This window comes from Gordonia sp. NPDC003425, assembly GCF_053588635.1.
This window is the reverse complement of the sequence record NZ_JBSFQI010000004.1, coordinates 90,483-111,635: the sequence shown is the minus strand read 5'-3', so window position 1 is coordinate 111,635 and position 21,153 is coordinate 90,483. Positions and strand designations below refer to the sequence as shown.

Annotated in this window: 15 protein-coding genes; 10 read left to right on the top strand and 5 right to left on the bottom strand. The window is 67.0% G+C overall.

All coding sequences use genetic code 11. The features are described 5' to 3' along the window. Window positions 1–25 precede the first annotated feature (25 nt). Window positions 26–334 carry a hypothetical protein gene (locus tag ACWDTD_RS06825; RefSeq protein WP_449746328.1) on the top strand — a complete coding sequence of 103 codons (309 nt, stop codon included), beginning with the start codon at window positions 26–28 and terminating at the stop codon, window positions 332–334. Between the two features lie 2 nt (window positions 335–336). On the opposite strand, the gene ACWDTD_RS06820 is transcribed toward ACWDTD_RS06825, so the two are convergent. Continuing rightward, window positions 337–1,215, bottom strand: a complete 879-nt coding sequence (locus tag ACWDTD_RS06820; protein WP_449746327.1) for a PAC2 family protein — start codon at window positions 1,213–1,215, stop codon at window positions 337–339. 50 nt (window positions 1,216–1,265) lie between these two features. On the opposite strand from ACWDTD_RS06820, the gene metH reads away from it, so the two are divergent. Then, a complete protein-coding gene (gene metH / locus ACWDTD_RS06815) occupies window positions 1,266–4,850 on the top strand; it encodes a methionine synthase (protein ID WP_449746326.1) in 3,585 nt (1,194 codons plus the stop codon). Between the two features lie 92 nt (window positions 4,851–4,942). Here the strand turns inward: metH and ACWDTD_RS06810 are convergent, their stop codons facing one another. Continuing rightward, the gene (locus ACWDTD_RS06810) at window positions 4,943–5,869 is read right to left on the bottom strand and encodes a manganese-dependent inorganic pyrophosphatase (protein ID WP_449746325.1); all 927 of its coding nucleotides are present in this window, start codon (window positions 5,867–5,869) and stop codon (window positions 4,943–4,945) included. 208 nt (window positions 5,870–6,077) lie between these two features. Here ACWDTD_RS06810 and ACWDTD_RS06805 point away from each other — a divergent pair, with 208 nt between their 5' ends. From ACWDTD_RS06805 to hisG, 4 genes are all read left to right on the top strand, one after another. Beyond that, window positions 6,078–7,451 (top strand): hypothetical protein, encoded by a 1,374-nt coding sequence (locus ACWDTD_RS06805; protein ID WP_449746324.1) that lies wholly within the window; start codon window positions 6,078–6,080, stop codon window positions 7,449–7,451. 51 nt (window positions 7,452–7,502) lie between these two features. Beyond that, window positions 7,503–8,186: an HAD family hydrolase gene (locus ACWDTD_RS06800; protein WP_449746323.1), complete on the top strand. Its 684-nt coding sequence runs from the start codon at window positions 7,503–7,505 to the stop codon at window positions 8,184–8,186. 6 nt (window positions 8,187–8,192) lie between these two features. Then, a complete protein-coding gene (locus tag ACWDTD_RS06795; protein ID WP_449746322.1) occupies window positions 8,193–8,456 on the top strand; it encodes a phosphoribosyl-ATP diphosphatase in 264 nt (87 codons plus the stop codon). 69 nt (window positions 8,457–8,525) lie between these two features. Continuing rightward, the gene (hisG, locus tag ACWDTD_RS06790; protein ID WP_449746321.1) at window positions 8,526–9,371 is read left to right on the top strand and encodes an ATP phosphoribosyltransferase; all 846 of its coding nucleotides are present in this window, start codon (window positions 8,526–8,528) and stop codon (window positions 9,369–9,371) included. Here hisG and ACWDTD_RS06785 read toward each other — a convergent pair whose 3' ends face one another. Further along, window positions 9,372–10,223 carry a thioesterase family protein gene (locus tag ACWDTD_RS06785; RefSeq protein WP_449746320.1) on the bottom strand — a complete coding sequence of 284 codons (852 nt, stop codon included), beginning with the start codon at window positions 10,221–10,223 and terminating at the stop codon, window positions 9,372–9,374. Between the two features lie 247 nt (window positions 10,224–10,470). On the opposite strand from ACWDTD_RS06785, the gene ACWDTD_RS06780 reads away from it, so the two are divergent. Further along, the gene (locus ACWDTD_RS06780; RefSeq protein ID WP_449746319.1) at window positions 10,471–12,084 is read left to right on the top strand and encodes a PE-PPE domain-containing protein; all 1,614 of its coding nucleotides are present in this window, start codon (window positions 10,471–10,473) and stop codon (window positions 12,082–12,084) included. Window positions 12,085–12,114: 30 nt separating this feature from the next. Here the strand turns inward: ACWDTD_RS06780 and ACWDTD_RS06775 are convergent, their stop codons facing one another. Continuing rightward, window positions 12,115–12,984, bottom strand: a complete 870-nt coding sequence (locus tag ACWDTD_RS06775) for a RecB family exonuclease (protein ID WP_449746508.1) — start codon at window positions 12,982–12,984, stop codon at window positions 12,115–12,117. A 122-nt stretch (window positions 12,985–13,106) separates the two neighbouring features. Here ACWDTD_RS06775 and ACWDTD_RS06770 point away from each other — a divergent pair, with 122 nt between their 5' ends. The 3 genes from ACWDTD_RS06770 (at window position 13,107) to ACWDTD_RS06760 (ending at window position 18,476) form a co-directional block, all read left to right on the top strand. After that, on the top strand, window positions 13,107–13,937 hold the full coding sequence (locus tag ACWDTD_RS06770) for a tRNA (adenine-N1)-methyltransferase (protein WP_449746318.1): 831 nt from the start codon (window positions 13,107–13,109) through the stop codon (window positions 13,935–13,937). Between the two features lie 176 nt (window positions 13,938–14,113). After that, window positions 14,114–15,898 carry a proteasome ATPase gene (arc, locus tag ACWDTD_RS06765; RefSeq protein ID WP_449746317.1) on the top strand — a complete coding sequence of 595 codons (1,785 nt, stop codon included), beginning with the start codon at window positions 14,114–14,116 and terminating at the stop codon, window positions 15,896–15,898. A gap of 109 nt (window positions 15,899–16,007) precedes the next feature. Then, entirely contained in the window at window positions 16,008–18,476 is a 2,469-nt protein-coding gene (locus tag ACWDTD_RS06760; protein WP_449746507.1) for an FHA domain-containing protein, read from the top strand. Window positions 18,477–18,491: 15 nt separating this feature from the next. On the opposite strand, the gene glgP is transcribed toward ACWDTD_RS06760, so the two are convergent. After that, window positions 18,492–21,077: an alpha-glucan family phosphorylase gene (glgP, locus tag ACWDTD_RS06755; protein WP_449746316.1), complete on the bottom strand. Its 2,586-nt coding sequence runs from the start codon at window positions 21,075–21,077 to the stop codon at window positions 18,492–18,494. Window positions 21,078–21,153 lie beyond the last annotated feature (76 nt).

The following is a 21,153-nucleotide window of genomic DNA, read 5'->3' as shown; positions in this document are numbered from 1 at the left end:
CCGACGCGCTTAGTACAGTTCTTCCGTGGCACGCGTGCAGGAGATCCACCCGGACACCCATTCCGGCGTTTTCACAGTGGTCACCCGGACCTCGACGTATCTGATCGACCTCGACGAGATGACGCTGCTGCGTGCTCCCGGCGTCGGGGGCACCGACAGCGAGGAATGGGCCGTCAGCCAACTTCGCCGCGACTCCGAGGACATCCCGCTGCTCGGCGTGAAGTCGTGCCGTGTGGGCGAGTCCGCCCAGTTCTGGGTGCGTGCCGCCGACGATCCCGAGGTGCGCACCTGGCGCATCACCACCCCGGTGGTGTCGATCGAACAGATCGGCTGAACTCAGCTCCCGAAGGTGCCCGGACCGCGCCGCTTGAGATAGCGCTCGAACTCGGCGGCCAGCGCGTCGCCGTCGATCTTCGCCATCACCTCGTCGGTGTTGATCTCGGCGTCACCGCGCTCCTCGAGACCGCGGACGTACTCGGCGATCTCCTCGTCGTCCTCGGTCATCTCGGTGACCGCCGACTCCCACTCCTCGGCCTGCTCGGGCAGCGTACCGAGCGGCACCTCGATGTCGAGGACCTCCTCGACGCGGTTGAGCAGGGCGACGGTGGCCTTGGGATTCGGCGGCGTCGACACGTAGTGCGGCACGGCCGCCCAGAACGACACGGCGGGCAGGCCGGCCTGCACGAAAAGATCCTGCAGCACCCCGGTGATCCCGGTGGGTCCTTCGTAGCGGCTCTCGGCGAGGTTGTAGCGTTCGGCCGCCTCGCTGCTGTAGGCGCTGCCGGTCACCGGCACCGGACGGGTGTGCGGGGTGTCGGCGAGCAACGCGCCCAGCATCACCGTGGTCTCCACCCCGAGGTGGTGTGCGAGGTCGACGATTTCGGCGCAGAAGGCGCGCCAGCGCATGTTGGGTTCGATTCCGCGCACCAGCACGATGTCCCGGTCGGTTCCGGCCGGACTGCAGTAGGAGATCGACGTGGTGGGCCAGTCGATACGGCGGGTCACCCCGTCCACCTGCTTCACGGTGGGTCGATTGACCTGGAAGTCGTAGTAGTCGTCGGCGTCGATGTCGAGCAGTGGCCGTGCATCCCAGGTGAGCGCCAAATGCTCCACCGCGCTGCTCGCGGCGTCGCCCGCGTCGTTCCAGCCCTCGAAGGCGGCCAGTAAGATGGGTCGCCGCAGTCGGGGAAGGTTCGGCACCTGCTCAGCGTTCACCGAACCAGCCTACGACCACAGCCAACAGAGAGCGAACTACCCTGACAACCATGTCCACCCCCGCAGAGCACGACACCGGCTTCGACACGACATTCCTCTCGGCGATGTCGCGTCGGGTACTGATCGGCGACGGCGCGATGGGCACGATGTTGCAGGCAGCAGACCTGACGCTGGATGATTTCGCCGGTCTCGAAGGCTGTAACGAGATCCTCAACGACACCCGGCCCGACGTGCTCGCCGCCATCCACCGCGCCTATTTCGAAGCCGGCGCCGACGCCGTCGAGACCAACACGTTCGGCTGCAATCTCTCCAATCTCGGTGATTACGACATCGCCGACCGGATTCGGGAACTGTCCTTCAAGGGCACCAGCATCGCTCGCGGCGTGGCCGACGAGATGGGCGCATCCGCCGACGGCACCGGCCGGTACGTGCTGGGGTCGATCGGCCCGGGCACCAAGCTGCCGAGCCTGGGACACACCACGTTCGCCGTGATCCGCGACGCCTACTACGAGTGCGTCGCCGGGATGCTCGACGGCGGTGCCGACGCGATCCTGGTGGAAACCTCCCAGGATTTGCTGCAGGTCAAGGCGGCGGTGGTCGCGGCCCGGCGCGCGATGGCCGACCTGGGACGACACCTTCCGATCATCTCGCACGTCACCGTCGAGACCACCGGCACCATGCTGCTCGGTTCGGAGATCGGGGCGGCATTGACCGCGATCGAACCCCTCGGCGTCGACCTGATCGGCCTGAACTGCGCCACCGGCCCGGCCGAGATGAGTGAACACCTGCGTTACCTGTCCCGCCACGCCCGCATCCCGGTGTCGGTGATGCCCAACGCCGGATTGCCCGTGCTGGGCCCCAACGGGGCCGAATATCCCTTGGCCCCGGACGAACTCGCCACCGCGCTGGCCGACTTCGTGGGTGATTTCGGGTTGTCGTTCGTGGGCGGATGCTGCGGTACCACGCCCGAGCACATCCGGCAGGTGGCCGCCGCGGTGGCCGATGCCACCCGCGCCCCGCGCCGTCCCGAGCACGTCTCGGAGACCTCGTCGCTCTACACCGCCGTGCCCTTCGACCAGGACGCCAGCTTCCTGGTGATCGGGGAACGCACGAACTCCAACGGCTCCAAGGCGTTTCGCGAGGCGATGATCGCCGAGGACTATCAGAAGTGCCTGGACATCGCCAAAGACCAGACCCGCGACGGTGCCCACATGCTCGACCTCAACGTCGACTACGTGGGCCGCGACGGTGCGGCCGACATGACCGCGCTCGCGAGCCGGTTCGCCACCTCGTCGACGCTGCCGATCATGCTCGACTCCACCGAACCGGAGGTGATCCGCGCAGGCCTCGAGGCATTGGGTGGCCGCTGCGCGGTGAACTCGGTGAACTACGAGGACGGCGACGGACCCGACTCGCGGTTCGCTCGCATCATGCGGCTCGCGGTGGAGCACGGTGCCGCGGTGGTCGCGCTGACGATCGACGAGGAGGGTCAGGCCCGCACCGCCGATTGGAAGGTGCGGGTGGCGCAGCGGCTCATCGCCGATATCACCGGCAACTGGGGCCTGGCCGAGGAGGACATCATCCTCGACACCCTCACGTTCCCGATCTCCACCGGGCAGGAGGAGGTGCGCCGCGACGGGATCGAGACGATCGAGGCGATCCGCCGGTTGCACGAGGCGCACCCCGACGTGCACTTCACGCTCGGCATCTCCAATATCTCCTTCGGGCTCAATCCGGCCGCACGGCAGGTGCTCAACTCGGTGTTCCTGCACGAGTGCGTGCAGGCAGGGCTCGACACCGCGATCGTGCACGCGTCGAAGATCCTGCCGATGGCCCGCATCCCGGAGGAACAGCGCGAGGTGGCGCTCGACCTGGTGTATGACCGCAGGCGCGAGGGTTATGACCCGTTGCAGCGGCTCATGGAGTTGTTCGAGGGTGTGTCGGCGGCATCGGCACGCGAGTCGCGCGCGGCCGAACTCGCGAAACTCCCGCTGTTCGAGCGGCTCGAGCGGCGCATCGTCGACGGCGAGCGCAACGGTCTGGAAGCCGATCTGGACGAGGCGATGACGCAGCGACCTCCGCTGGCCATCATCAACGAGACATTGCTGTCGGGGATGAAGACCGTCGGCGAGCTCTTCGGGTCGGGTCAGATGCAGTTGCCGTTTGTGCTGCAATCGGCCGAGGTGATGAAAACCGCTGTGGCACACCTGGAACCACACATGGAGGCCTCCGACGAGGACGGCAAGGGCCGCATCGTGCTGGCCACCGTGAAGGGCGACGTGCACGACATCGGCAAGAACCTCGTCGACATCATCCTGAGCAACAACGGCTACGAGGTCATCAACATCGGGATCAAGCAGCCCATCACGGCGATTCTCGACGCCGCCGAGGACAAGCGCGCCGACGTGATCGGCATGTCGGGTCTGCTGGTGAAATCCACGGTGGTGATGAAGGAGAATCTCGAGGAGATCAACGCCCGCGGACTCGCCGACCGCTACCCGGTGCTGCTCGGCGGCGCCGCACTGACCCGCACGTACGTGGAGAACGACCTCTCCGACACCTACGACGGTCACGTGCATTACGCACGCGACGCGTTCGAGGGTTTGCGCCTGATGGACGACATCATGGCGCTCAAGCGGGGCGGCGGGTCGGTGCCGGAAAGCGCCGACTCGATCGCCGCCGCGCAGAAGGCCGCCGAACGCAAGGCACGCCACGAACGATCCAAGCGCATCGCCGCGAAACGCAAGGCCGCCGAAGCGCCGGTCGAGGTGCCCGCACGCTCCGACGTCGCCGCCGACAACGACGTTCCCACACCCCCGTTCTGGGGCACCCGGATCATCAAGGGCGTGCCCGTCGCCGACTATCTGCAGCTCCTCGACGAGCGTGCACTGTTTCTGGGGCAGTGGGGATTACGCGGAGTCCGGGGCGGTGAGGGGCCGTCGTACGAGGAACTGGTGGAGACCGAAGGGCGTCCCCGGTTGCGCTACTGGATCGATCGCCTGGCCACCGAGAACATCCTGCAGCACGCCGCGGTGGTGTACGGCTACTTTCCTGCCGTCAGCGACGGTGACACGGTGCACGTGCTCACCGAACCGCGCCCGGATGCGCCGGTGCGGCACAGTTTCACCTTCCCTCGTCAGCAGCGACCGAGGTTCCTGTGCATCGCCGACTTCATCCGGTCCCGCGACGACGCGATCGCCGCGGGCCAGGTGGACGTGCTGCCCTTCCAACTGGTCACCATGGGCCAGCCCATCGCCGACTTCGCCAATGAGCTGTTCGCCGCGGACGCCTACCGCGACTACCTCGAGGTGCACGGCATCGGCGTGCAACTGACCGAGGCGCTCGCCGAGTACTGGCATCAGCGGGTGCGCAGCGAATTGATCGTCGGCGACCGCTCGCTGGGCAGTGACGACCCTGCCGAGGCACAAGGTTTCTTCGACCTCGAATACCGTGGTGCGCGTTTCTCGTTCGGCTACGGTGCGTGCCCGAATCTGGAGGACCGGGCCACCATGATGGAACTGCTCGAGCCAGAGCGCATCGGCGTGGAGTTGTCGGAGGAACTGCAATTGCATCCCGAACAGTCCACCGACGCGTTCGTGCTGCATCACCCGGAGGCGAAATATTTCAACACGTGAGGGTCATCCGATGGCGCCGCGACTCACCAGGACTACGTAGACCACGGATCCGGCAACCGCCACAGGCCCCAGCGTGCGCGGTAAAACCTCGATCAGCGCAGCTCCCGCGTGAGCTGGGGAACGACCTGCTTCTTGCGCGACACGATGCCCGGGGCGGCGGCGAGCCCGTCGTGGACCGTCACCCCCAGTGCCCGTTCCACCGCGTCGATCGGCTTGCCCACCACCAACAGCTGCGAATCGACGGCCAACACGTCGGTGAGGAACAGCAGGAACAGGTCGACGCCGTCGGATTCGGCGCGCACGTGCATGGCGTCGAGCAGTTCGTCGCGGCGCCCGAGCAGCGTGTCCGGGTCCACCGTGTTGAGTTGCCCGACGCGGACCGAGATCGATCCCATCGTGTAATCCTTGGCGTCGAGGCCGACGAGTTCCGCAGCCGACTTGCCACCGAAATCGGTTCCCGCACGCAGTAATTCACGGCCATAGGCATCGAGGTCGACGCCGGCTGTCGCGGCCAGCCTGGTGGCCGCCGAGCGGTCGAGTTCGGTGGTGGTGGGCGAGTGCAGCAACAGTGTGTCGGAAATGATGGCCGACAACATGATCCCCGCCGTGTCGGGCGGAATGGGCACCGACCGTTCGTCGTACATGTTGGTCAGGATCGTGCAGGTGCAGCCGACGGGTTCGGCACGGAAATAGAGGGGTTCGAGGGTCTCGAAGTTCGCAACGCGATGATGGTCGATCACTTTGCGGATGGTCACATCGGCGATATCGGAGACGCTTTGTTGGCGTTCGTTGTGATCGACGAGGATGACCTCGGCGGCCTCGGGTGCTGCCCGCTCGATCACTCGCGGCGCCGGTATCCCGAAGCGATCGAGGGCAAAGCGGGTCTCGGGATTCGGCGCGCCGAGCGCCACCGCTTCCGTGTCGGCACCGGTGGTCTGCTCGAGCCGCGCCATCGCGATGGCGGCTCCGATCGCGTCGGTGTCGGGATTGCGGTGCCCGAACACGAGGGTCTTCGGCATCGCTACCTCCGAGCGGTTGCTCTCGTGCGGATGATCAAACCTGTCCACGACCAAGCTAACAGCCGCCTCCCACCGTGCTGCCAGCTTCGCCGGTCATCGTGGCATGGTGACCAGCACCCTTGCTCCCGGCCAACACGGCACTCCATCCGACTCGGCACCCACCGCGTCGTCGCGGCACGTAGGTCCGCCCTCATGGATACGCCTTCCCGTGCTCGCGACCATAGTGGTGGTCGCCCTCGGGGTGCGCTGGTACTTCCTCGATCGACAGACGATGGACTATGAGGCGTTTCTGAGCCGGTGGTACGACACCCTCGACACGCAGGGTTTCGGTGCATTCAGGGAGAAGTTCGCCGACTACAACTACCCGTACCTGTATCTCATCTGGCTGCTCACCGTGCTGAAGGTGCCGTCACTCATCGGGATCAAGGCGCTGTCGGTCGCCTTCGACTTCGTGCTCGCGTTCTTCGCCTATCGCATCGTCGCGCTGCGGACGGACCGATTCTGGTTGCGGGCCTTCGCGTTCGGTCTCGTCGTGTTTCTCCCGTCGGTCATCGCCAACAGCGCGTATTGGGGTCAGGCCGACGCCATCTACTCGGCGCTGGCCCTCGGTGGGGTGTACTTCCTGCTGCGCGCGCAGGCCGGCGGCCCACGTCGTGGTGAGCCCGGCCATCGTGTGTTCGTGTGGAACTCGGTGATCGCGTGTGTGTTCTTCGGGCTGTCGCTCGGGTTCAAGCTGCAGGCGGTCTTCGTGTTCCCGCTCTTGGCGTGGCTGCTCGTCCGGCGCAGGCTGCCGTGGTGCGCGTTGCTCGCGATACCCGCGGTGTATCTGCTGCTCGACATCCCCGCGGTGCTTGCCGGGGCATCGTGGTCGACGGCACTGTCGGTGTATCTGGATCAGACCGATTCGTACAAGCAACTCACGCTGGGCGCGGCCAACCTGTACCAGCTCATCCCGATCTCGGGCGACGCCACGTGGCTGGCTTACCTCGGTATCGGGCTCGCGGGTGCGGTGATCGCTGCCTTCCTCGGATGGTCAGCGTGGAAACGCCCGGCAGTGACCCCCGCGTCGATCCTGGTCGTGGCCACCGCAAGCGCCGTGATCGTGCCCTTCTTGCTGCCGAACATGCACGACCGGTACTTCTACCTGGCCGAGGTCCTCAGCGTCGTGGCGGCGTTCTATCTGCCGCTGTGGTTCGTCGCCGTGCCCGTGCTGATCCAGGCCTCGGCGATCGGTGTGTATCACTCGTCGCTGGCCGGCGACCAGGGCCACGGCTTCGGCGGCGGGATGGGCGGCTCGCACGGCGGTCCCGGTGCAACCGGTCGGGGTGGCCCCGCCGGTGGCTGGGGTGGGCATGGCCCGGCCGGTGGCCCCGGCGGTCACGACGCACCTCCCGGTGCCGAAGGTGGCGCCGGTGCGGGTGGACACGGTGCAGGCGGATCCGGTACCGGCGGGTACTCGTCGGGCCGGGGAGACTCCGCGCTCACCGTGTATGCGTCGTTCATGGCGGCGGCCGCCCTCGGCGTGGTCTACGCGGTGGTCGACACCCTCCGTCGGGCCCCGCTTCACTCGCGGCGAGCGTGACCGCCGCCACCGGATTGGGCTGCGGGCGGCGCCGTCCGGGAAGATGCTGGAGTGACGAATCGAGCGTCGAGGACGCCGCCCGCCGCCGTGTTCTGGGACATGGACGGCACGCTGCTCGATTCCGAGGTGCTCTGGGACGTCGCGGTGGCCGAACTCTCCGCGCGACAGGGCTTCACCATGACCCGCGAACTTCGCGAGTCGACGCTCGGCAACTCGATGGTCGACGCGCTCACCAAGGTGTACGACGCGGCAGGCGTGCCACCCGAGGCACGCGACTACGCCGCCGACGACCGGTGGCTGCTCGACCGGGTGGCCGAACTCTTCCGCGAGGACCTGCCCTGGCGGCCGGGAGCTGCCGACGCCCTGGACATGGTCGCGTCCGCAGGGATTCCGATGGCGCTGGTGACCAACACGGTGCGCGAGCTCACCGAACTGGCGCTCGACACGCTCGGGCGTCACCGGTTCGTGGCCACCGTCTGCGGCGACGAGGTGGAGCAGGGCAAGCCCGCGCCCGACCCGTATCTGCGGGCGGCTGCATTGCTGGGAGTTGATGCGCGCGCCTGCGCGGCCATTGAGGATTCACCCGCGGGAACCGCGTCGGCGGTGGCGGCAGGGTGCTCGACACTCGTGGTGCCCTCGGCGGCCGCGGTTGCGCCCGGCCTCGCTCGCACCTTCCGGAGCAGTCTGGAGGGACTGACCCTCGCCGACCTCGACATCGTCGTCATGCGAGGATAAGAACTCGTGAAAACCTTCGACGAGCTGTATGCCGAACTGACCGACAAGGCGGCGCACCGCCCTGCCGGCAGCGGCACCGTCGCGGCCCTCGACGCCGGCATCCACACGCTCGGCAAGAAGATCATCGAGGAGGCCGGCGAAGTGTGGCTGGCCGCCGAACACGAATCCGACGAGTCGCTCGCCGAGGAGATCTCGCAGCTCATCTACTGGTTACAGGTGATGATGATCAAACGCGGACTGTCGCTGCAGGACGTCTACCGGCATCTGTAGGCCGCACCCCATTCGGTGCGGCCGGAGAACCTCGTCCTGGATGACCAACCACCAATCACCGGAGTGACCATGCTGCGTGTCGCAGTTCCCAACAAGGGCGCCCTCTCAGAATCGGCGGCCGCGGTGCTCGCCGAGGCCGGATACCGCAAACGATCCGACGCGAAAGACCTCACCGTTCTCGACACCACCAACGGGGTCGAATTCTTCTTCCTCCGTCCCAAGGACATCGCCATCTACGTCGGCGCGGGCACGCTCGACCTCGGCATCACCGGCCGTGACCTGGCCCGCGATTCCGGTGCCGACGTCGACGAGCAACTCGCCATGGGCTTCGGGTCGTCGAGTTTCCGCTACGCCGCACCCGCCGGCACGGACTGGACCGTCGACGACCTGGCGGGCAAGCGTATCGCGACGTCGTATCCGAATCTGGTTCGCCGCGACCTCGCAGAGCGTGGCCTGACCGCCGACATCATCCGCCTCGACGGGGCCGTCGAGATCTCCATCCAACTCGGTGTGGCCGACGCCATCGCCGATGTGGTGGGCTCGGGGCGCACGTTGCGTCAGCACGGACTCGTCGCCTTCGGTGAATCACTCTGCGACTCCGAAGGGGTGCTGGTCAGCCGGGCGGGCACCGTTGCCGAGAAGGCCGCGACCCAATTCATCAAGCGTGTGCAGGGCGTCGTGTTCGGCCAGCAGTACGTGATGATCGATTACGACTGCCCCCGGTCGATCCTCGAACAGGCCACCACCCTCACCCCTGGGCTCGAATCGCCGACCGTTGCACCCATGGCGGACCCGGAATGGGTGGCCGTACGCGCGATGGTGCCCCGTCGCGACCACCAGAACCTCATGGACGACCTGTCCGAACTCGGCGCCCGGGCGATCCTGGCCTCCGACATCCGTTCCTGCCGCTTCTGATCAGCCGCCCGAACGGGCTTCGAGCAGGACGGTCTGCGCCGACCGCCCCAGATATCCGCTGACGTCGTAGAGGTCGGCGAACGTCGCCCCGAACCCGTGGCGGCCGGTCACCAGATCGGCGTCGATGCCCAACCAGGGACTGGTCGGCGGAGCCACCAGGTGGATCGTGGTGTCGGTGTTCATCCACGTCCACCGGTCGGGACGCAGCGTCGAACCCAGCCCGTTGGCGACGTCGAGGACGGTGAACACCGACTCGAGGTTCGACATGGTTTCGCCCTCGACGAGCGGGATGGCCGGGCGGATCCACACCGCGGGGGTCTCTCCGTGGCGTCCATCGGTCGCCGCGGTCTCGGTGGTCCCGATGAATCCGACGGTTCCCCAATCGACCCCTGGGCCCGTGTCGACGCTGATTCCGGTGGTGATCGGCAGGGTCTCCGGGGCGGGGAGCGCCGGGTGCGGTGACCGAGCCACCGTGGCGGTGTCGGCGGTCCTCATCCGCCAGCCGATGCTCTGGGCGGTCAGGCGGAAACTGCCGTCGCGCTGTTGCACCTCGAGGTCGGCCCCGAGCAGAGTGATCTGCTTGCCCGGCCGCAGGATACGAGCGCGCACCCGGTTGAGTCCCAAGCCGATGGGACCGAGGATCTCGGTGGTGACGCGGGTGAAATGCTGACTCGGGTCGGAGGCGGTCCGCAGCAACGCGCGCATCAGCAGTCCCGCGGGTGGTCCGCCGTGCTGGATGTCGGGTGACCACACGCTCAGGGTCGCCGACGTCGGAGTGAAGTACTCGTAGGTGTCGGCATCCTCGTCGGCGTCGGGAATCCCGTCGACCCGGGCGTAATAGTGGCTCTCCATCCGCGGAGCGTATGTCACGGCCGTTCCCGGGTGGCCTCGCACACGGGGCGGCGTCGTCCGAAATGGGGAATTCGGGTAGTTCGATCGGAGTAATTGCGCCGGGGAGTCAATCCATTCTGCGACGATCCCCGTCATGCTCAGCGAGTTCGATGAACTGCATATCCAGATCTCGGTGACGAAGAAGTTTTGCGTTCCTAACGAACTTCTCCGGCATCGCTTGTGATGGCGGGAAACCATGTCAACGCTGATGAAGACACGAACGCCGGCGAAAACGACCGGTTTCAAGAGAACTGTCGGCGCGAGTGCCGTCGGCTGCGCACTGTGCCTCGGGGCGATCGCCCCGACGGTCTTCGCGAGCAGCGCGGCCGGCGCGCAGGTGCCCGCAGCGGCGCAGGCGCAGCTCGACGGCCTTCTCGATGACGGAGTGATTGAGAACGCCGACCCGTACACCGGGGAGCCGGGGCAGGTCAACTGGTACTACCGCGATCGTCAGGTGGACAACAACCCCGACGTCATCATGGTGGTGACCCCGGGCACCGACGACACCACGCTGTATCCGCGAATCAAGGGTCTCCGGGGCGATCGCACCACCTACATCGTCGACTACCCGCAGTCGCTGGGGCCGTTCATCGCCGGCAAGGCCGACGTGTCGTCACCGATGCTCGCACCCGGCTACGACGCCTCACGAGAGGTCGCCGTGCAACGCAACCTCGCCGTGATGGCTGCGTTGCAGAACACGGGTGCGGTCGTCGTCTACACGGGGTATTCGCAGGGTGCCGAGGCCCTCGGCAATGCCGCGGAGCTGGCCTATGCCGACGACCTGTTGACCGGGTCGACCACCACGAAGATCCTGCTGATCTCCGATCCCCGGAGTCCCTGGGGCCTCAAGTCGTGGGCGAAACAGCACTTCATGGTGAGCATGGCGATGGATGCGTTCGGGGCCGAATCGAACGGGGCGCGCGACCCGGGCGCCACGGGCGACACCGACGTCACCTCGGTGATCATCGTGGGTGATCCCGTCGCCAACTTCCAGTGGGTGTGGTTTCGGCCCGTCAGCTCCCTGGTGGTCGATCTCGCCGGGTTTTTGACGATCCACTCCGGCGGGGGTTCGGAGAATTACGCAACCCTCAACGAGATGGATCCGCCGACGCATCTGTACAGCGAGGACGGCGACACCACCTACCTGATCTATCGCACCACGCACCATCCGCTGACGCTGCTGGCACAGATGGTGCGCACAGACGCCGGCCTCGACACCACAGACGAGCAACTCGAGCGGTGGGACACGGTCAACAACGCGTTCTATCCGCTGCAGGAACCCCTGAAGGCCACCGCCGATCCGGCGGCTCCGGTGGTCACCACGCCCGCACAGCGTGTCGCCCAGACCCCACACCAATCCGATTCCGGCACAACCACATCGCCCGACATCGCCGCCGACGCCGGCCCGGCCGTGACGGCCTACAGCGAACCTGTCGTCGACTCCCCGCCGTCTCCGACCGCGCCGGTCGCAGGTTCCGACCACGGCGTGACCGCCGAGGATGCCGTAACCCCGCCGTCCACGACACCTGCGCCCCCACCGGGTGGCCGGCATCAACTCCTCGGCGGAGGCCGCCACCAGCGCTCCGAACAGCCTTCCACCGGTGGCGGCCGACATGCCGCGCCCGAGTCGGGCGGGTCTGGTTCCGACGCGACCGGCGGTGACGCTCCGCATGCCGCCGCCGGTGCCAACGCCGTCACGGGCGACACAGGGACGAGCGACAGCGGGACGGGCGGGCCCCCATCCGCGGGCGGCGGGGGAGCGGGTGCCGCCGGCGAGAGTTCGGGGCCGGGCAGTTCCGGAGCCGGCGCGCAGTCCGACTAGCAGTCGAGTGGGTCTAGCAGTCGAGTGGGTCTAGGTGTCGGGAGAACCGAAACCCGCGGGCGGTCCGGGGTACTCGGGAATCTCGCCGCCGAATTCGGGACACCGCACCTTGTGCTCGCACGAGGCACACAGCCGTGACCGACGGGGACGGAAGTCGCCGGTGGCCACCGCCGCGCGAATGGCCCGCCAGATCGCCGACAACGTGCGCGCGAACCTCTCGAGTTCGTCGCGGTCGGGTTGGTAGGTGAGCACCTGACCGTCCGAGAGATACATCAGCTGCAGCCGGTGCGGCACCACGCCGCGGATTCGCAGGATTGCCAGGGCGTAGAACTTCATCTGGAACAGCGCTTTGGCCTCGAATCCCTCTCCGGGAGATCGCCCCGTCTTGTAGTCGACGATGCGGATCTCCCCGGTGGGCGCCACGTCGATGCGGTCGATGAATCCGCGCATCAAGACGTCGTCGGATTCGATCTCGACGTGTTCCTCCACCGCATCGGCATCGAACGCCGTGGGGTTCTCCAGCCGGTAGTAGTTGGCGATCAGCCCGAACGCGTCGGCGAGGAAGCGTCCCTGCTCGGCGTCGGTGACGACGGTGGCCAGCTCCGGGTCGGCCTCGCACATCGCCGCCCACGCGCCCTCGACGAGAAATTCCGCGGACTCACGGGTGCGCAGGGCAGCGGGGATGTCGAACAGATTCTCCAGCGCCGCGTGCACCACGGTGCCACGGGTTTGAGCCGCGGTGGGGCGCTCGGGAAAACGGTCGATGGCCCGATATCGGTAGAGCAGGGGACACTGTTTGAAGTCGGCGGCACGTGACGGTGACAGGGCCAGCGGCCTGCCGACCAGTCCCCGCGACGAGGTCTGCGAACCGGGATCTGTCGCCCCGGCGTAGGCGGTCATGCTCACATTTGGCAGGGTAGGGCGCGGCGCTGACATAAACGCCGTCCGACATGCACGACCACCGGTTCTACCAAACACCCTGGTCACATGCATCACTTCAGTCCCAGGAGGGTACTTCAGTAATGGCGGCGAGTGGCGCATTCACCGTGGGCGATCGGGTCCAGCTCAGCGACGCGAAGGGTCGCAAGTTCACCGTTGTGCTCGAACCCGGCAAACTCTTCCACACCCATCGCGGTGCCATCGCCCACGACGATCTCATCGGCGCCCCCGAGGGCAGCATCGTCTCGGCCACCAGCGGCACCGAATACCTCGCGCTGCGCCCGCTGCTGATCGACTATGTGCTGTCCATGCCACGTGGTGCTCAGGTCATCTACCCGAAGGACTCCGCCCAGATCGTCACCGAGGGCGATATCTTCCCCGGTGCCCGGGTACTCGAGGCCGGCGCAGGGTCCGGCGCGCTGACCTGTTCGCTGCTGCGTGCCGTGGGGCCGGCCGGTGAGGTGGTCTCCTACGAGATCCGTGACGACCACGCCGAGCACGCCCGACGCAACGTCGACACCTTTTTCGGCGGTGCCCCCGACAACTGGTCGCTGGTGATCGCCGACCTCGCCGACATCGACACCGATGAGCGGTTCGACCGCATCATCCTCGACATGCTCGCGCCGTGGGAACCGCTCGACGTCGTTCGAACGGTGTTGAAACCAGGCGGGGTCTTGACCATCTATGTGGCAACGGTCACCCAGTTGTCGCGAATCATCGAGGCGCTGCGCGCACAGGAATGCTGGACCGAGCCGCGGGCGTGGGAATCACTGGTGCGTGACTGGAGCGCGGTCGGGCTCGCCGTGCGGCCGGAGCACAAAATGCAAGGGCACACCGCTTTTCTGGTCACTGCACGTCGCCTCGCGGACGGCGTCACCACACTGCGTGTACAACGCCGCCCGACGCGAGGCTGAACCACGTCCGGTTTACCCGGTGAAACATCGCGAATACGTTGCGAAGACACACATTTAACACGTCGTCAACACCGCGGGTTGCGCGGTGCAGGGCGATATTTGCCGCACCCCGGTAGCGTGGGGTTACGGCGCAAGCGTTCCCGATGGGGGGCGATTGCCGGGGAGAGGAGTCAGCAATGACCGAATCTGATCGCCACGAAACCTCCGGTGAGAATCACGGCAGGACGTCGAACGTGCCCGAGGAGACGTTCACCCCCGCCTACAGTTCACCCGTCATGCGTCCGGACGGTGAGGGATCGTCGTTCGCCCGTGGTGCCGAGACGACGGATCTCCAGAACCGGGTGGACAACCTCACGGCACGCAACGCGAAGCTCCTGGAGACGCTCAAGGAAGCACGGCAGCAGCTGGTGGCTCTCCGCGAGGAGGTCGACCGCCTCGGCCAGCCGCCCAGCGGCTACGGCGTTCTGCTCGACATCCATCCCGACCAGACCGTCGACGTGTTCACCTCGGGTCGCAAGATGCGCCTGACCTGCTCGCCCAACATCGACGTGGACACGCTCCGCAAGGGGCAGACGCTGCGCCTCAACGAGGCACTCACGATCGTCGAGGCCGGCGAATACGATTCGGTCGGCGAGATCAGCACCCTGCGCGAGGTGCTCGGCGACGGCGAGCGTGCCCTCGTGGTGGGTCATGCCGACGAGGAGCGCGTGGTGTGGCTCGCCGAACCGCTGCTCGGCGATGTGGACGGCGAGGACGGGCAGCGGCGCAAACTGCGTCCGGGCGACTCGCTGCTGATCGACACCAAGGCCGGATTCGCCTTCGAGCGCGTGCCCAAGGCCGAGGTGGAAGATCTGGTGCTCGAGGAAGTTCCCGATGTGGGCTACGAGGACATCGGTGGGCTGGGCAGGCAGATCGAACAGATCCGCGATGCGGTGGAGCTTCCGTTCCTGCACAAGGACCTGTTCCGCGACTACGCGCTGCGGCCGCCGAAGGGCGTGCTGCTCTACGGTCCGCCCGGTTGCGGCAAGACGCTGATCGCCAAGGCGGTGGCCAACTCCCTGGCCAAGAAGATCGCCCAGGCCCGTGGCGACGATGCGAAGGAGGCCAAGTCCTACTTCCTCAACATCAAGGGCCCGGAGCTGCTGAACAAGTTCGTCGGCGAGACCGAGCGGCACATCCGCCTCATCTTCCAGCGTGCCCGCGAGAAGGCGTCGGAGGGAACTCCGGTGATCGTGTTCTTCGACGAGATGGACTCGATCTTCCGCACCCGCGGCTCGGGCGTGTCCTCGGACGTGGAGACCACGGTGGTGCCACAACTGCTCAGCGAGATCGACGGTGTCGAAGGCCTTGAGAACGTCATCGTCATCGGCGCATCCAACCGCGAGGACATGATCGACCCGGCCATCCTGCGTCCCGGTCGACTCGACGTGAAGATCAAGATCGAACGTCCCGACGCGGAATCGGCGATCGACATCTTCTCGAAGTACCTGGTGGAAGAGCTACCGGTGCACGTCGACGATCTCAACGAGTTCGGTGGCGACCGCACCGCATGCCTGAACGCGATGATCGAGAAGGTCGTCGAGCGGATGTACGCCGAGAGCGACGACAACCGCTTCCTCGAGGTCACCTACGCCAACGGCGACAAAGAGATCATGTACTTCAAGGACTTCAACTCGGGTGCGATGATCCAGAACGTCGTGGACCGGGCCAAGAAGTACGCCATCAAGTCGCAATTGGAGACAGGTGCCCCCGGCCTCCGGGTGCAGCATCTGTTCGATTCGATCCTCGACGAGTTCGCCGAGAACGAGGATCTGCCGAACACCACCAACCCCGACGACTGGGCACGGATCTCCGGTAAGAAGGGCGAACGGATCGTCTACATCCGCACGCTGGTCACCGGGAAGAGTTCCGGCGCCAGCCGTGCGATCGACACCGAGACCAACACGGGTCAGTACCTGTAGCCACCCGGTTCGGCTTTCGCGGGCCCGGTTGCGTCGTGCGCTTGCACGACGCAACCGGGCCTTCGTCGTCGCCACCCACTAGAGTTTTCACACGATGAACAGCGTGTCGATGACCACCGGACGGATCACGGTCGCGGGGCAGACGCACCCGCTCGGTAAGTCGGCCCGGATCACCGTGGGACGAACGCCGGACAACGACATCGTGGTGAACCATCCGCTGGTGTCGCGCCGTCACCTCGCCGTCGAATGGCGCGGCGATCGGTGGTGGCTGGTCGATATCGGCAGCACCAACGGTGTGTTCGCCAGCGGCCGGCGGGTGGGGGAGCTGCCCCTGAACGGTTCGGTGCAGGTACGCCTCGGTGATCCGGCGACCGGGCCGGTGCTCGATGCCGCGGTCGGTGCACCCGTGCCGCCCTCTGGTCGGGGGCCCGTGCCGCAACCGGCATCCGGGCGGATGCCGATGGCGCCACAGCCGCAGCCGCAGCCGCAACCGCCGTCGACGCCGATGCGGGTGCCCGCCCCCGGTACCTACCGCAAGGGCGGCGTGGCGCCCATGCCACCGGAACTGCGCAACGCCCCGCACCTGCAATCGCTGCAACAGAACGTGTCGGCGGTCTATCGCGTGCCCGGACAGACCACGCCACCCGGCCGGGAGAGCATCTCGCTGTCGGGGGTCCAGACCATCGGCCGCACCCCGGACAACGACATCGTGGTGAGCGACGTGCTCGCATCCCGCCACCACGCCCGCGTGATCACCCAGCCCGACGGGCTGTACCTCGAGGATCTGCGCAGCGTCAACGGCACGTATGTGAACGGGCAGCGGGTCGACCGGGCGCGCCTGACCGAGGGCAGCGTCGTCACGATCGGCAACAGCGACTTCGTGGTGTCCGGCGGCACCCTCATGCGCGGTCAGGCCGGTGCCGTGGTGTCGGGAGGATTGCAGGTCCAGGGTGTGAGCCTGGTGGTCGACGGCGGCAAACGGCTGCTCGCCGATGTCGAGTTCAGCGCTCGTCCGGGAACGCTGACCGCGGTGATCGGCCCGTCGGGTGCGGGCAAATCGACGGTGTCGCGGATCGTCGCGGGACTCAACGCGCCCACCAGCGGTCGGGTGACCTTCGAGAACCGCAGCGTCCACGAGGAGTACGAGGCACTGCGCACCCGAATCGGCATGGTGCCGCAGAAGGACGTGCTGCACCACAAACTGACGCTGCGCCAGGCGCTGCGGTATGCCGCCGAGTTGCGGCTCCCGCCCGACCTGAGCACCGCCGACCGTGACAACGTGATCAACGGCGTGCTCTCCGAACTGCAATTGCTCGAGCATGTCGACACCCGTGTGGAGAAGCTCTCCGGCGGCCAGCAGAAGCGGGCTTCGGTGGCGATGGAACTCCTCACCGGTCCGTCACTGCTCATCCTGGACGAACCCACCTCCGGGCTCGACCCGGCGCTCGACCGACAGGTGATGGCCACGCTGCGGCGTCTGGCCGACGCCGGGCGCGTGGTGCTGGTGGTGACCCACTCGCTGACATATCTGTCGATGTGCGATCAGGTGCTGCTACTGGCCCCGGGCGGCAAGACCGCGTTCTACGGGAATCCCGACCAGGTGGACGAGGCGATGGGAACCTCCGACTGGGCCGAGATCTTCGCCTTCGTCGCAGCCCAGCCCGATACCGCCCACCAGCGTTACCTGCAGCGCAGCCGGCACACCTCGACGCCGCCGCCACCGCTGCGCCCGCCCGGGCCGCCGGTCCCGGTGCCCCAGACCAGCGCCGCGCGGCAGGCGGGCACGGTGGCGCGCAGACAGATCCGGCTCATCTTCGCCGATACCGGTTACCTGGTGTTCCTGCTCTTGCTACCGGTCGTGCTGGGACTGCTGACCCTGGTGATCCCCGGCTCGGTGGGTTTCGACGTCAACCGCTCCGCCGACACCGCGGGCGAAGCGGTACAGGTGCTGGTGGTCCTCGTCGTCGGCGCCACGTTCATGGGTGCCGCACTGACGGTGCGTGACCTCGTCGGCGAACGCGACATCTTCGAGCGGGAACGGGCCGTCGGCCTCCGGCCCGGGGCGTATCTGGCCGCGAAGGTGGTGGTGTTCTTCATCGCCGCCGTGCTGCAGAGTGCGGTGATGGTGGCCATCACCTACTCCCGCCGCGGACTGCCCGGCGCGGGTGTGCTGCTGCCCGGCGCCATCGAATTGTTCGTGGCCATCGCGGTGCTCGCCTGCGTCAGCACCCTGGTGGGACTGGCCATCTCGTCGGCCGTGCGTTCCAACGAACAGGTGATGCCGCCGCTGGTGATCGCCGTGATGGTGCAGCTGGTGTTCTGCGGGGGCCTGTTCCGGCTCACCGCACCCGGACTCGAACAGCTGTCGTGGATCTTTCCGTCGTACTGGGGATATGCCGCCGCGGCGCAGGCCGTCGACCTGAACCGGATCTCGCCGCTGGCTCCCCAGACCAAGGGCGCAACGCTGTGGGATCCGTCAGTGGCCCACCTCGCCCTGTGCTACGGAATGCTCGCGCTGATCGCGGTGGCGCTGCTCGGCTTCACCTACTCGCGGCTGCGGCTGAAGAAGGCACACTAGCCACGAATCGGCGCACTAGCCCGGAATGCCGACGGCCGGTGCCTCCCCACTGACCTCCGGGTAGTGCACCAGGCCCAGTTCGGCGGCGTCGGTGAGCAGCCGGTGCCGGGGCACCACCCGTGCGGTGTAGCCGAGCACCCCGGACCGGTATGGCCGCCCCTTGGCGCTGAACAGGGTGCGACCCTGCGATTCCGGCTCGGTCGATGCCATGTCGATGAACACGGCATCGTAGATGTCGCCGTCGTCGGTCACCCGACCGAGCACCGCCTGCACCGTCACCTCGTCGGGTGCGAGATCGCCCAACTCCACGTGCGCCGTGAGTGAGAGTTCGTCGGAATCGGGGCCGATACCCTCGTCGAGGGCAGCGACCTTCACCGCGGGCCACGACTTGGCCAGGCGGTTGCGCAGGTCGGCGAGCGAACGGGCCGCGGCGTAGTCGTCGGCGCACGCCTGGACGTAGGAGCGCCCGGCCGGGGCGTACAAGTCGAGGGTGTAGTCACGGACCATCCGCGAGGCCAACACCTTGGGACCGAGCCTGCTCAGTGTGTGCCGGACCATCTCGACCCAGCGTTCGGGTACCCCGTCGGCGTCCCGGTTGTAGTACATCGGCACCACGGTGTCCTCGAGAAGTGTGTAGAGCGCCTCGGCCTCCAGGTCGTCGCGGCGATAGACGTCGGTCACCCCCTCGGCGGACGGGATCGCCCAGCCGTTCTCGCCGTCGGCCATCTCGTCCCACCATCCGTCGAGAATCGACAGGTTGAGACCACCGTTGAGCGCGGACTTCATTCCCGACGTGCCACACGCCTCCATCGGCCGCACCGGATTGTTGAGCCATACGTCGCACCCCGCGTAGATGTGGCGGGCCATCGAGATGTCGTAATCGGGGAGGAAGACGATGCGGTCACGCAGTTCGGGGTCCTCGGTGAATCGGATCACCTGCTGGATGAGCGCCTTTCCGGCGTCATCGGCAGGGTGTGCCTTCCCGGCGATCACCAGTTGCACCGGGCGCTGCGGATCGGTCAGGATGCGCCGCATCCGATCCGGATCCCGCAGCATCAGGGTGAGTCGCTTGTAGGTGGCCGCGCGCCGCGCGAACCCGATGGTGAGCACCTGCGGATCGAAAAGATCGCCGGTCCAGCCCAATTCGGCGTCGCTGAATCCACGGTCGCGGCCCGATTGGTACGCCCGTCTGCGCACTTCGGTCACCAACCCGGCGCGCAGGTCCGAACGGATGCGCCACAGGTCCGCCGACGACATCGCCGCGAACACCTCCGACGCCGCGTCCAGGTTGTTGCGGCACAGGTCCAGGAACGGTCGGGCCACCCAGGTGGGACCGTGCACACCATTGGTCACCGACCCGATCGGCACCTGCGCTGCGTCGAATCCCGGCCACAGGTCGGCGAACATCTCGCGGCTGACCGCACCGTGCAACCGCGACACTCCGTTGGATCGCTGGCCGAGCCGAAATCCCATGTGCGCCATGTTGAAGACACCTGGCTCGGATTCGTCACCGAGTTCGAGCACGGTCCGGGCCGACAGACCCGGCAGCAGCCGGGACATGCCGTCGGGGCCCGCGTCGAGGTAGTAGCGCACCATGTCGTCGGGGAACCGGTCGATGCCGGCGGGCACCGGTGTGTGCGTGGTGAAGATGTTCGAGGCGCGCACCACCGACTCGGCGGAGTCGAAATCGAGCGCGGCAGGAGAGTCGACGAGTTCCCGGATGCGTTCGACGCCGAGAAAGCCGGCGTGCCCCTCGTTCATGTGGAACACCGTCGGCTCCGGGTGCCCGGTGACGCGGACATACTCCCGCAGCGCGCGCACACCGCCGATACCCAGCAGGATCTCCTGCTTGATGCGGTGATCCTGATCACCCCCGTAGAGCCGGTCGGTGATCGCGCGGAGCTCGTCGTCATTGAGCGAAAGGTCGGAATCGAGCAGCAGCAACGGGATTCGGCCCACCGTGGCCACCCACACCTGCGCGTGCAGAGTCCGTCCACCGGGCATCGAGACGTCGATGAGGACCGGTGTGTCGTTGCCGTCGGTGAGCAGTGTCAACGGGAGCGCGCCCGGATCGTTCACCTGGTACCGCTCGATCTGCCATCCGTCGTGGGAGAGGCTCTGGCGAAAGAAGCCGGACCGATAGAACAGGCCGACGCCGATCAGCGGCAGACCGAGGTCCGACGCTGCCTTGAGGTGGTCGCCCGCCAGGATCCCGAGACCGCCGGAGTAGATCGGCAGCACCTCCGAAATGCCGAATTCCATCGAGAAGTAGGCGATTCCGGGCGGCATGGCCTTCCCGGTCGCCTCCTCGTTCCCGTACCACCGCGGGGCCGAGCAGTAACGGTCGAGATCGGCCCGGAGCTGAGTCAGGCGTTGCCGGAACGACTCGTCCTCGGCGAGTTCGGCGAGCCGTTCGGGGCGCACCTCGGCGAGCAGTCGGGACGGGTCACCGATCGCCGCCCAGCGGTCCGGGTCGATCGTGGCGAACAGGTCCTGTGTGGGCGGATGCCACACCCAGCGCAGGTTGTGGGCCAGGTCTGCCAGATCCGACAGCGGTGCGGGAAGCGGCACACGAACGGTGAACCGGCGGAATGCTTTCACGACTAGAAAATGCCACACCGCACGACCGCGTGCGACCGGGGCCGGGGTCCTGGTGACGACCTTTCACACGACCGAC

Coding starts and splice junctions, on each gene's coding strand:
- metH (WP_449746326.1), top strand. CDS start 1,266: ATGTCCACCCCCGCAGAGCACGACACCGGCTTCGACACGACATTCCTC.
- ACWDTD_RS06810 (WP_449746325.1), bottom strand. CDS start 5,869: ATGCCGAAGACCCTCGTGTTCGGGCACCGCAATCCCGACACCGACGCG.
- hisG (WP_449746321.1), top strand. CDS start 8,526: ATGCTGCGTGTCGCAGTTCCCAACAAGGGCGCCCTCTCAGAATCGGCG.
- ACWDTD_RS06785 (WP_449746320.1), bottom strand. CDS start 10,223: ATGGAGAGCCACTATTACGCCCGGGTCGACGGGATTCCCGACGCCGAC.
- ACWDTD_RS06780 (WP_449746319.1), top strand. CDS start 10,471: ATGAAGACACGAACGCCGGCGAAAACGACCGGTTTCAAGAGAACTGTC.
- ACWDTD_RS06775 (WP_449746508.1), bottom strand. CDS start 12,984: ATGACCGCCTACGCCGGGGCGACAGATCCCGGTTCGCAGACCTCGTCG.
- ACWDTD_RS06770 (WP_449746318.1), top strand. CDS start 13,107: ATGGCGGCGAGTGGCGCATTCACCGTGGGCGATCGGGTCCAGCTCAGC.
- arc (WP_449746317.1), top strand. CDS start 14,114: ATGACCGAATCTGATCGCCACGAAACCTCCGGTGAGAATCACGGCAGG.
- ACWDTD_RS06760 (WP_449746507.1), top strand. CDS start 16,008: ATGACCACCGGACGGATCACGGTCGCGGGGCAGACGCACCCGCTCGGT.